Annotated in this window: 11 protein-coding genes; 4 read left to right on the top strand and 7 right to left on the bottom strand. The window is 63.4% G+C overall.

Annotation, left to right across the window (positions count from 1 at the left end):
- Positions 1-660: 660 nt before the first annotated feature.
- Entirely contained in the window at positions 661-969 is a 309-nt protein-coding gene (locus RBH20_RS16200) for a non-histone chromosomal MC1 family protein (RefSeq protein ID WP_004960658.1), read from the bottom strand.
- Positions 970-1217: 248 nt separating this feature from the next.
- Here RBH20_RS16200 and RBH20_RS16195 point away from each other — a divergent pair, with 248 nt between their 5' ends.
- The 3 genes from RBH20_RS16195 to RBH20_RS16185 all read left to right on the top strand — a co-directional run bounded on the left by RBH20_RS16195 (position 1218) and on the right by RBH20_RS16185 (position 3086).
- Positions 1218-1415: a hypothetical protein gene (locus RBH20_RS16195; RefSeq protein WP_004516407.1), complete on the top strand. Its 198-nt coding sequence runs from the start codon at positions 1218-1220 to the stop codon at positions 1413-1415.
- A 102-nt stretch (positions 1416-1517) separates the two neighbouring features.
- Positions 1518-2570 carry a quinone-dependent dihydroorotate dehydrogenase gene (locus RBH20_RS16190; protein WP_306710396.1) on the top strand — a complete coding sequence of 351 codons (1053 nt, stop codon included), beginning with the start codon at positions 1518-1520 and terminating at the stop codon, positions 2568-2570.
- A 39-nt stretch (positions 2571-2609) separates the two neighbouring features.
- Positions 2610-3086 carry an RDD family protein gene (locus RBH20_RS16185; RefSeq protein ID WP_306710394.1) on the top strand — a complete coding sequence of 159 codons (477 nt, stop codon included), beginning with the start codon at positions 2610-2612 and terminating at the stop codon, positions 3084-3086.
- Between the two features lie 54 nt (positions 3087-3140).
- Here the strand turns inward: RBH20_RS16185 and pheT are convergent, their stop codons facing one another.
- The 5 genes from pheT to RBH20_RS16160 form a co-directional block, all read right to left on the bottom strand.
- On the bottom strand, positions 3141-4895 hold the full coding sequence (gene pheT / locus RBH20_RS16180) for a phenylalanine--tRNA ligase subunit beta (RefSeq protein WP_306710392.1): 1755 nt from the start codon (positions 4893-4895) through the stop codon (positions 3141-3143).
- Positions 4895-6406, bottom strand: a complete 1512-nt coding sequence (locus RBH20_RS16175) for a phenylalanine--tRNA ligase subunit alpha (RefSeq protein WP_306710390.1) — start codon at positions 6404-6406, stop codon at positions 4895-4897. The genes pheT and RBH20_RS16175 overlap by 1 nt, the downstream gene beginning before the upstream one ends.
- A 276-nt stretch (positions 6407-6682) precedes the next feature.
- Entirely contained in the window at positions 6683-8332 is a 1650-nt protein-coding gene (locus RBH20_RS16170) for a tryptophan--tRNA ligase (RefSeq protein WP_306710388.1), read from the bottom strand.
- A 131-nt stretch (positions 8333-8463) separates the two neighbouring features.
- Positions 8464-9474, bottom strand: coding sequence for a tRNA-intron lyase (gene endA, locus RBH20_RS16165; protein WP_306710386.1), 1011 nt, complete (start codon positions 9472-9474; stop codon positions 8464-8466).
- Between the two features lie 87 nt (positions 9475-9561).
- Positions 9562-10284, bottom strand: a complete 723-nt coding sequence (locus RBH20_RS16160) for a topoisomerase DNA-binding C4 zinc finger domain-containing protein (protein WP_306710384.1) — start codon at positions 10282-10284, stop codon at positions 9562-9564.
- Positions 10285-10402: 118 nt separating this feature from the next.
- Here RBH20_RS16160 and RBH20_RS16155 point away from each other — a divergent pair, with 118 nt between their 5' ends.
- On the top strand, positions 10403-11059 hold the full coding sequence (locus tag RBH20_RS16155) for an HAD family phosphatase (protein ID WP_306710383.1): 657 nt from the start codon (positions 10403-10405) through the stop codon (positions 11057-11059).
- 195 nt (positions 11060-11254) lie between these two features.
- Here the strand turns inward: RBH20_RS16155 and RBH20_RS16150 are convergent, their stop codons facing one another.
- The gene (locus tag RBH20_RS16150) at positions 11255-11494 is read right to left on the bottom strand and encodes a hypothetical protein (protein WP_005536497.1); all 240 of its coding nucleotides are present in this window, start codon (positions 11492-11494) and stop codon (positions 11255-11257) included.
- Between the last annotated feature and the right edge of the window lie 141 nt (positions 11495-11635).

Genomic DNA, 11635 nt, shown 5'->3' with positions numbered 1-11635 from the left:
ATCCCGGCACAATGCCGGGGGGTTAGGCGGGATCACACCCATATAATATGGGTGTGGTCGCTATCGAAGGGTGTTCGAGGACACCCGTCGACCGAGTGTCACCGAACTATCAGAGCTAACATCAGATTCCATCTTGACGGCGGACCGCAGGGGTGGAATCCTCATTTCTTCGGACCTGATTGTTGTCTCGAAGCCACCATAAAGGCTTCGAGTTTCGTTGGCGAGTCGATCCCGCCTGGTCCGTGTCGGCAGGGGTTTGATGTCCCCGACCGAACGTCGTTCGCGTTCATTCCGAACACCCTGTTACACTTAAGGGCGTCGGATTGGGCTCGCGTCGAACCGCACGACGTGAGCGACCTTCGCGTCCATTCCGAACACCCTGTTACACTTAAGGGCGTCGGAACGAGTCCGTTCGTTCGGGGGCCATCGCCCCTGACCACGTTCGCATTTCATTCCGATGGGTGAGCCACACTTAACCCCGTCGAAGGAGGTCCCCTTCGAGACGCGATTACACGGGTGTGAGTGTCCCACACGTATACAAGCGGAGAGTACGGGTCACGGAACAGCAGTGGCTGAAAGTAAACATCTCATCCGCGCCCACGTGAACGCGCGGTCACGCTCATCAACTGAAAGGGCTACCGAAAATGTCGGGAATGCGACCTAGATCTCGTCTAGGTGTTCGACGCCCTGCTTTGAGACGTTCCCTTTCGTGATGTCGCCGGGCATCCAGTCGGGCTTGTCGTCGGGTGCCTCCTCGACCCATGCCCACGCCTCGTAGATATGGACTTTGTGGGTCCCCTTCTCCCGTAGTCGTATCTCCTCAGGGTCAGCCTGCTCTTCACCGTCGGCCGGTTCGAGTCGACGTGCTGCCTTCAGCGCAGCCTGTCGAGGTGTTCCGCCCGAGAAGACGCTCGATTCGTCACCGTCTTCGCGCAGTGCGAAGTTGCGCTTGTCACTGTCGGGTGCCATGGATTTCACCGCTCCATGCCAATTCAGCACATGGCAGAACATAAATATACCCCCCAATCCGCCCTCCGTCAGGGGGTGCTTTTATACACTGATGCCATCGGGTGCCGCTTCGACCCCCCAGACCAGCCAGTTCAAGCCAAATATTCGGACTAAGATCGTCACGCGCGTCCACAAAACCGCCACCCAGCGACCGACGGCACGGTAGACTTAAGTGTATCCTGCGGTGAAGTGCGGAGTAGGATAGCGCGATGGTGCGAAAGAAGAAGCTTAGCCCGAGTGGCGCCAAAGATGAGGACGGCGAGTACCACAACGTACATATCAACATTCACGAAGACGAGCTAGCCGTCGCCGGGATGGAGATCGGCGATGAGGTGTTCGTTCGCGTCCGTGATAACAAGATTATTATCCAGAAAGCAGACCCGGAAGAGGTCGAACACGACTTTTGAGGCACCATCGACGGTGACACAGTACCACTGGGGGCTGTTGGGGCCGACACCCGATCTCGGTCGGTCACCACCGTTCTTTGAAGCAACCGGACCACCCACACAATGAGACCCTACGATATCGCGAAACCACTCTTGTTCTCGCTGCCAGCAGAAACCGCCAACCAGAGCGTCCACCGACTGCTAGAAGCAGTCGACGGCACGCGCGTCGCCGACATGATGGCCGACCGCTACACCGTCGCTGACGACCGACTCGCAGTCGAGGCGTTTGGCCACACTTTCGACAACCCCGTTGGGATCGCCGCCGGATTCGACAAGAACGCGACCATCCCCGAAACCTTGGCGTCGCTCGGCTTCGGCTTCGCCGAGGTCGGCGGCGTCACGGCCAAGCCACAGGCGGGGAACGCTCGCCCGCGGATGTTCCGACTGAGAGAAGACGAGGCAATCATCAACCGGATGGGACTGAACAACGACGGGGCCATCGTCATCGGCGAGCGGCTGAAGAACATCGACGCCCCGTTCCCAGTGGGTGTCAACATCGCCAAGACGGAACACGTCGGAACGGACGAGGCCCCAGACGACTACCGGACCACGTACGAACACGTCGCGGAAGGCGGTGACTTCTTCGTCATCAACGTTTCCTGCCCCAACTCCGAGGGGTTCGAGGAACTCCAGAACCGTGACGCAATGGAAGCCATCCTAGGCGAGCTACAGGACGCAGGCGCGGCCCCACTGCTCGTGAAGCTCTCGCCGGACCTCCCCGAACCGGCAGTCGAGGACGCGCTGGATATAGTGACCGAGCTGGACCTAGATGGCGTCGTTGCAACGAATACCACGACGGAACGGCCCGCCAGCCTGCGCTCGCCGAACGCGGTCGAGACAGGCGGCCTCTCAGGGAAACCAATCGAGAACGAGGCGACCGAGATGGTGCGGTTCGTCGCCGAACGCGTCGACGTGCCCGTTGTCGGCGTCGGCGGCGTCTCGACAGCGGAGGGCGCATACCGGAAGATCCGCGCCGGGGCCTCGCTCGTCCAGCTGTACACCGGCCTAGTCTACCGCGGTCCGTCCATCGCCCACGAGATCAATTCGGGACTGCTTGACTTGCTCACGGAGGACGGCTTCGACTCAGTCGAGGACGCCGTTGGTGCGGACCTGTAGCTAGCGAATCTTGAAGTACAGTTGCAGCGAACCGGCGACATGGCCGACACCCGCCGCACACTGCATATCGCATCCTGGGATGACCGCTTTCTAGCGTGGCTCCTCGACATCCTGCTCGTCGGTGTCGTCCTCTCCGCACTTGGCGAGGCGGCTGGTGTGTTCTCGCTCCTGACCGGCAGTCTGTCGGTTACAACCCCAGTCACCGGCCTGAACGGACTCGGCCTGTTCGTGTACTGGACGGCCCTCGAAGGCCGACAGGGCCAGTCGGTCGGGAAGATGGTGCTGAACATCGCTGTCACGGACGAACGCGGCGACGACATCGACTACGGTACGGCAGCCATCGAGAGCTTTGGGAAGGCGTTCCTGCTTCCAATAGATATTCTCGTTGGCTGGCTGGCCTACGAAGAAGACGGGGTACGGCTGTTCAACAAACTCTCCTCAACTATCGTCATCGAGACCGACGAAGAAGAGGGGAGACCAAGCGACGTGGAGTACGTGTATCCAAGCGACAGGTAGAGCAGAGGGGCAACGCAAAGCGAACCGAGCGCTCGCTACGATTCGCGGCCGTACCTATTCCAGTGCATCCAGACGGAACTCGAACGCTGCGACTGGCAGTTCCAGATCGTGCTCGACGAGTACCTTCGGGTGAATTTCGCCGATGACACCGACCGACTCACCGTCGAGGACGACTTCTGCGGCGCGGCCGCCGATGAACGCTGGATGTGTGGTCGGAGGCGTCGAGAGGTCTTTGTCGAAGGCGTCGGCGAGCGCTTGCAGGCGGGCCTTCGCATCCTCGTATGAGGCGTCCGTGCGCGCGAGCGCTGCGGCGACAGTGCGATGCTCAGCAACGCCAGTGTTCTCCGAATCGTCAAGACCGGCGGCCAGCCCGATTTCCGCGAGGTCCTGCGGGTAGCTCCGGTGAGTGTTGTTCTCCAGTACCATCATGATGGACGGGAGTGCCCACGTCCGGAGGATGGTGTAGTCCTCGCTGTAGGGCTCCTGAATGGTGACCGGGTCAGCCAGGCCGACAGTGTCAGCGTCGTTTCCGTCTTCGGCCTCCGGCGTCGAGAGATTCATCCGCTCAAAGTTCTCGACCTCGTTTATCATGTGGAAGTTCAGCAGGTCCTCGAAGCCCAGGCCGACAAGCGCGTCGCGGGCAGCGTCCTCAAGCCGGGAGCGTTCATGCCGACCGCCGACCGTCGACACGTCGGGATACGTCGGTTCGAGGCTGTTGAACCCAAGCGCCCGACCGATGTCGTCGATGATATCCAGTGGGTGAATGACGTCGACGCGGTAGGGCGGAACCTCAACCTCGTATGCCACACCGTCGTCAGATTCCGTCTCGGTGGCATCGAGGCCGGCCCGCTCGGCGTAGTCGATGACCTCGCGGTTGTCCAGTGAAACGCCGAGGATGGACTCGATGCGGTCGTGTGTGACTGTCTTCGTTCGGACCGAGAAGTCCGGTCGTTCCAGCGTCTTGCCAGCGTACTCGCCGGGCGCGTCATCGGCGTAGGACACATCAACCTTCTCGACCTGCCCGCCGCGGGCTGCGAGCGCGTAGCAGACGATGTTGCACATATGGTCGATGGTCCACTGGTCGGTCCCGGTCATCTCGATGAACAGATCCCGGGAGTCGACGCTGACCTCGGTCCGGCGGCCGTTGATAACCGGCGGGAACGAGAACAGCCCGATAGCGTCGTAGATGGCCGGCACGCGGTCGAAGTCGGCCACAAGGTCACCGTAGGTCTGGCCGGTCTCGTGGGACGCCATGACCTCGCTTGGAGTCATCTCCGCGTCGGCGTCCAGCGGAACGAACGTGGCCTCGTCGGGGTCCGCGCTGGTGTAGGTGATGGACTTGCCCGTCTCGTCCGCGACCGAGTCACCTTTCAGCATTGTGAGGTCGTGAACCCCAATCGCGCCTTTCGCCCGCTTGCGCCCCATCGTCGCGTGGAGCTTCTCCTGCAACTGGATAAGCGATTCCAGTGCAGCCTCGTCCATATCCAGGCCGCGGACGATAGCGCCGGTGACGTAGGGCCGCTCGTCAGGCTGGTCCTCGACCTCAATGCTCCAGTCGGCGCTGTTCGTGTTGGGGATATCCACCCCGCGGTCGTCGCCGTAGTGGTAGCGAAGCGACCGCGCGACACCCTCTACTGAGAGGCGGTCCAGCCGGTCCGGCGCGAACTCCAGTTGGAACTCGTCGTCCTCAGTCCAGCCCTCGAACTCAAGGCCAAGGTTGAACAGGTCCGATTTGAGTTCGTCATCGTCTTTCTCGTCGTGGCCGGTCAGATACCGCAGTTCGTCAGGGTCGACATCGACGACTGGCATCAGCGGATCACCTCCGTCTCCCGCAGCAGTTCAAGATCACACAGCGTCCCGTGCACGTCGCGGATATCTTCGAAGCCGTACATGAGCATGAGTAGTCGTTCGAGCGAGAGACCCCACGCCATTACGTCGCAGTCGACGCCAAGCGGCGTGAGCACCTCATCGCGGAAAATCCCGGAGTTGCCGACCTCGACGACCTCGCCGGTCTCGGGGTGGGTACCGAACAGTTCGAAACTCGGCTCCGTGTAGGGGTTGTAGTGGGGCTTGAACTCCAAGTCGGTGATGCCGAACTGCTCGTAGAACTCCGTGAACGTCCCCATCAGGTCCCGCACGGAGAGGTCCTCGGCCATCACCCAGCCCTCGATCTGGAAGAACTCAAGCAGGTGCGTCGGGTCGAGCGTGTCGTTGCGGTACACCTTCTCGACGCTGAAGTAGCGCTCGGGCGGGTCGAGTTCGCCGACCTGATGGCCCGAGAGATAGCGCATCGACAGCGAGGTGGTGTGGCCGCGCAGGTCCATCCCGCGGGCGATATCCTCGGTCCACGGCGAGTGGTACCCCTCGCCGTCGGGGCCGACACCCTCCTTGTGGGCCGAGCGGACCCGTTCGACGAGGTCCGGTGGGAGGTGACCGATCTCTTCGGGCTCCTCCAGGGCGAACTGGTCCCAGTGGGTCCGGGCCGGGTGGTCCTGTGGCATGAACAGACAGTCGTTGATCCAGAATTGGGCGTCTGCGTGGGGGCCTTCCATCTCGGAGAAGCCCATGCCGACGAGCGTGTCCTTCACGCGGTTTGCCGTCTGTCGGAGGATGTGTTCCTTGCCGTGGCTCACGTCCTCGGCGTCGGCCTCGACGTTGTACTCGGTGAAGGCCACGTCCTCCCACTCGCCGCTGGTGAGCAGCTCGGGGGTGAGCTGGTCGACCGTCGCGGCGGCTTCGACGCCCTCCATCAGCGCGGTGACGCCGTCGTCAGTGAGCTGGACCGAGCGGACGGTTTCCTCACGCACATCGAGGAGGCCACGCCGTTCCAGCTGGTTGAGCGCGTCCGTATCGGCGTCCTCGACGCGCCCGTCGGCGACCGCCTCCAGCGCGAGCATCTCGGGGTCGGAGCCCGGGTCTGCGTCGGAGTTGGCCGTGATCTCGCCGCTGTCAATCTCGCCGTAGGCCTTGCGGGCGTAGTTCGAGAGCGCGATATCGACCGCGCCGCCTTCGAGGCCGGACGCACCAATGACCTGTCCCATCTGGACCGGGCCGTCGGCAGCGCCGGCGTCGATAGCCGCCTCGTAGAGGTCCTGTTCGGGCAGGCTCTCGCGGACGTACCGGTCGCCCTCCTCGGTGAGTTCGTAGTGTTCCAGCGTCTCTTCTGAGACGGCAAGCAGTCCGTCGGCTTCGAGTTCGAACGCCGCTCTGGTGGCCGCTTCCGGCTTGAGGTCAGCCTCCGCAGCCACGTCGTCGATACGCCTGTCTTCCTGTGCGTCGGCGGCCTGCAGGACGGCCACCTGTGCCTGTGGTCGTTTCATACGGGTCTCTCGGTCTTGTGGGGATAACCGCGGGTCGCTCAGTTAACGGTTCTCACTTCCTGCTCGCGGTTTCATCCGACCACACCTCTCGACGCCGTCAGAGTCCACACGCGATCAGGCAGCGAAAAAGAAGCCGAACCCCGGACGGTCGGATAGCTGGCAAGCAACGCCGGCGCAATGGGATTCGGGTGCCATGTCTGAGCGGTTGTGACTGGTAGATATAAACGTTGTGCGTGTACTCGTTTCGACACGAAACGGGCGGTGGCGGCCCGGTTCTCAGTCCGCGCTCGTCGGCGCGCGGTCAGAGTCGAGGTCGATCTCGAGTTCGTCGAGCCTGTCCTCCCACTCCGCACGTTTCTCTTGATGATCTTCGAGGAACTCTTCCATCAGTTCGGCGGCCTGTTCTTTGCAACCGCCACAGAGGCGTTCGCCGCCGACGCACTCGTCGTACACCTCTTTGGCGAACTCGTCGTCGTCACCCGAGAGGAGGTAGGCATACAGTTCGTATACCGGGCACTCGTCGGCTTTCCCGCCTTTCTCACGCTGTTCCTCGGCTGTAGAGCGGCCGCCAGTGGTCGCCGATTTCACTTTGTCGTAGCCGTCCTCCGGGTCGTCCAGCAGCGAGATGTGCGAAGCTGGAATCGACGAGGACATTTTGCCGCCGGTGAGGCCAGTCATGAACCGGTGGTAGATGGACGACGGTGGCTGAAAGCCGTAGCCACCGTTGTCGAGTTCGACCTGTCGGGCCAGTTCCTCGGCCTCGGCGTGGTCCAGATCGAACGTATCGATGTGTTCGTCGTATACCCGCTTCTCGCCGTCGATGGCCTCGATAAGGGCCTCGAAGGCTACGTCGGTGGCGTTGCGGTCGAGGAACCGGATGCGCGGTCGGAGCGGCTCCTTTCCGGCCTCGTCGAGTTTCGCGACGACGGACTCGCGGGCGTCGGCGGGCGCTGGCTGGTGGTCGCGCAGCCAGTCGGCGGCCTCGCCACACCGCGGTCGGTCGGCGTCCTCGGCGTACTCCTCGCGGGCGTCGTAGGCCTGGCGGAGCAGTGTCCGCTCAACCCCGTCGGCTTCGAAACTGGCGAAGGCTTCCGTCACACCGAAGTACCGCATCCGGGCGGCGAGGTCCCGTGCCAGCCGCATGTGCGGGTCCTGATCCGGGCCAACGGGGATGACCGTCGGCTTGGGCTCGTCCAGTTGCGGGTAGAGGATGTCGGCCATCTGCGTGACGACCGACTGCATATGGGAGACGTCGGTCTCACCGTCGAAGTCGTAGATGGCCTGCAGTTCCGAGAAGTTCGCTTCGGCCCCGAGTTCGAACGCGAGGTCCTGCACCTCGCGGTTGTCGGACTGGCGGTACAGCGTCCCATCGTCGGGGTCAAACCCGAGCGCGAGCAGCGACAACAGGTAGTTTGTCGCGTGCTCGTCAATTTCGTCCCACGACAGCCCACGGGCGCTGTGGGCTTCGAGGTCCGCGATGAGTGCGTAGGCGTCCCCGCCCTGCTGTTGATGCCAGATGATCTCGTCGAAGACGAGCTTGTGGCCGATGTGGGGGTCGCCGGTCGGCATGAACCCCGACAGCGCGGCGAAGGGGTCATCGTTGCGCATCGCCTCGGCGACCGGTCGATAGTCCCGGTGGCCGAAGATGACACCCCGCCGCATCAGGTAGTGAGGGTTGGGGACTTCCGGGAGCACCTCGTCGAACTCCTCGATACCGAACTGCTCGAACAGCTTGCGATAGTCGGCGATAGTCGAGGAGCCCCACGGGTCGAGCGTCGCCTCGTCGGCCCCTTCAGCCTCAGTGCCGCCGTCCGGTAGCACTGGTTCGTCGCCGGAGCTTGCGTCAGGCTCCCGCCACGCTCCGCCCGACTGGCGGCGGTCCTCGTCGGGCGATACGTCGTCGTGGTGGGAGTCGTCCGTTGTCATGGATGTGGTCGGCTCGCGGTGAGCCACGTTACAGGTGCTTTGGTTCCGGTCGGCGCAAAAAGGGTTCGTTTCGATGCGCCGACCGGACCGGCGAACAGACACCAACCGGCCGACCCCGACACGCAGCCAACTCAGGGCGTCAGTCGCTCGACGGCGATCCACTCGATATCGCCGTCACCGCCGTCCGTCGTGAGCGCGAACACCATCGTTTTCCGGACGCCGTGGGCGAGCCGCACGTCCAGTGCGAGGTCCCGTGGCTCGAAACGGTGGTTGGCCGGCAGCACCCGCACCAGTAGCTCCGAGTGGCCGAGGTTTTCGGCACTTTCGACGGCGGCATAGGTCCGGAAGTCCGCGCCGAATTTGAAGCCGGTCTTCGGCGCGACACCGCTCGCTCGCAGCGCCGCATAGACGGTCAGACGGCGGTCGAAACGGTCGCCCTCGACCTCGCGGCCCCGCTCAACGACAGCATCAGCCCCGCCATCGACCGTAAGCAAATCCTCCTGTGCGAGATACGCGGCTTCCACGAGCGAGAGCTGGACCGCGCCGTCGTCGCCAAGTTGCTGCCCGTAGAACGCCTGGTCGTAGAGTTCCGCCGGCGGTTCCCAGCACACCACCCGCTCTCCGAGGAGTTCGCCCGCCGTCGCTGGGACGGCGGCGTCGCTGGTCCCGGAAACCTCGCGTCGGTCGGTATCGAGGTACGTCACTTCGCTCTCCTCGTCGACGACCGCCAGCACGCAGTCGCCCAGATCAGTGGCCACAACCGTGTCACGCTCGCCAACTATCCTGACGCGGTAGGCGACCTCGTTGTCCCACGGCCCCTTCCCGCGCGGGTAAACCACGAAGTCGGCGCCCGTGGCGTCATCGACCCACCCCTCGCGGGCCGGCGTAAGGTAGAAACCGCGGTCACGGAGGTCTTTGTAGACGGCGAAATCGACCTCGGAGACGGCCGCCGACCCGAGGAACGCCCGGAAGTCCATGCCGTCGATGCTTTCGATATCCCCGCGGTAGAGGAGGTGTGCGGCCTCCACCGGTGCCAGGTCGATGTCGCCGCTACGGACCTTCCCGTAGCCGCGCGAGTCGTAGAACCGCTCGCGCGCCTCGTAGCCGGCCCGCACGACAGCACCGTCGAGCGTCAGTTCCATGCCCTGACGTGGCCCCCGCGGCGACAAAGCCCCTACGGGTCCGAGCCGTCAGCGAGACGGGATGGTGCAGGTGTGGAGGCCCAGCCTTCACCCCCGTTCTTCGCAGGAACTGTCCAAACAGCGCGTGCCGCCAGCGGTTTCGAACAGCGGCAGGCCGCAGTCACAGTCGCCGACGACGACGCCGGACGGAATCGAGAAGCCGGTGTCACAGTCAGGGTAGTGCTCACAGCCGGCGAGCAGGCCGCCGCGGCGAAGAATCAACAGGTCGCCGTCGCAGTTGGGACAGTCCCACTCGCGGTCAAAGGCCGCGGTGACCGCGTCGTCCAGTGAGTCACACTCCCGGTCGAGGCACAGTTCGAACGCTCGCCCGCGCTCCACTCGAAGCGTGGGGAGTCCGCAGTCGTCACAGCGGCCGCCAGTGACCGCGGCATCGCTCGGAATCCCGTAGACGGCGTCACAGCCGGTACAGGTGACTTCGCTCCGAGCGCGGACCAGCGTCCCGGTGCAGTCTGGACAGTCACGTACCGGAACGCCGGCGTTCGAGGCCGGATAGCGGGCACTGCCGTGTTCGTCGTGGGGAACCACCCGGAGGAGTTCGTCGCCGTCGCGGGCAGTCACCGTTCCGTCGTCGATGGTGACGCTTTCGGCGCGCGTGAGCCACGCGACCGGCTGATACCCGGTCGCATCGTGGACGAGAACAGTGTTGTCCGGTTTAACGACGACGAGTACGTCGCCGCGCTGCTCCCGCTCGCGGGTTCCCTCGAAAACGGTCGTACACTCACCAGCTATCACACGGGTTCCGTCGTGCATGGACTGACGTGCCCACATTCCAGTATTTAAACCCTCAGTCGGTGGACGGGGCTTCGTAGCGCGGTCGTCGCTGTCGGAGTCGCAACAGCCAAAGCCGTCGCCGAGCGACGGCAAAGCAATGAGTGTCCCGCCTGCTGCGATCTGTTTCGATATGGACGGCGTGCTCGTCCAGTCCGAAGATCACTGGGTCCGCGCCCAGCGCGAGGAGATTCTTCCGACAGCTGCGCCGAACGACGACATCCCCCTGTCCGCAATTACCGGTCGAAACTACCGAGAAGTGTATCCGGACCTGAACGCCGAGTACGACCTCAAAATCAGCCGCGAGATGTTCGAGAGTCTGTTCGAGGAGCACGGCGAGCGGATTTACGGCGACGAGGCGACGTTCCTCGATGGGGCACACGAACTGCTCGACGACCTGCGGGACGCCGGCGTGGCGCTGGCGCTGACGACCTCCGCACCATGGGTCTGGATCGACGTAGCTGACGAGCGCTTCGACCTCCTCTCGAAGTTCGACGTCGCCATCAGCGCCGGCGACATCGATGGCCCCGGCAAGCCGGAGCCGGACATCTACGAGCGCGGTGCGGCGGAACTGGGCGTCGCGCCCGAGGACTGCTGGGCCGTCGAGGACTCCACTGCGGGCGCACGCGCCGCCGTTGCCGCCGGGATGACGACTGTCGGGTTCCGCGGCGACGGTGACGAGACGGACCTATCGATGGTCCACGAGGCCGTAGATGACGCTTCGGCACTTCGAGAGGTGCTGTTAGGCGGTGTATAATAGTCGGTTCTGTTGTGTTGGAGATGGCGGCGGACAGAATGAGAGGCAGCTGGAAACAGCTATTCGGCACAGAGCTGGGCCAGAGGCAGAAGCGAGGCTAAGCGAGTGGCAGTGCGGTGGAGATGTGTTCGAGAAGTAGACCCAGAAAGCGGTGTACCGGAAATGCCACGTCAAGGGGAGGAAGACCCGGCCAGGTCAGGCGGGGTCACCGTATCCGCGGCCCGCGAGGAGGCCGAAGACGTTGAGGGCAACGACACCCACGAAGATGAGGAAGCTCTGACTGTCCAGTCCGCCCAGCAGCAGCGGCGGATATGCCAGTGGCGTGACGATAGCCAGCCAGAACGCGATGAATTGCAGGGGACGAGTGAGTGATCGGAGGGCAAGGCTACTTGGGACGGCGTCCGTCGGGGAACGGAAGGGCGATGCACTGGACATTGTGGGCTTCCTCAGTTCTTCATAAGAACCCATACCCCCATATAAACGCCAGACCCTTGGGGAAAATTCGAACTCTTTTCGGAATATTAACCGGAGTTCAGCACCTTTCAGCGATGTTTCACAGAGGCCCATAACGCTTCG

It is taken from the genome of Haloarcula sp. H-GB4 (assembly GCF_030848575.1).
In the GTDB taxonomy this organism is placed as follows: Archaea; Halobacteriota; Halobacteria; order Halobacteriales; family Haloarculaceae; genus Haloarcula.
This window is presented reverse-complemented; position numbering and strand designations above follow the sequence as displayed.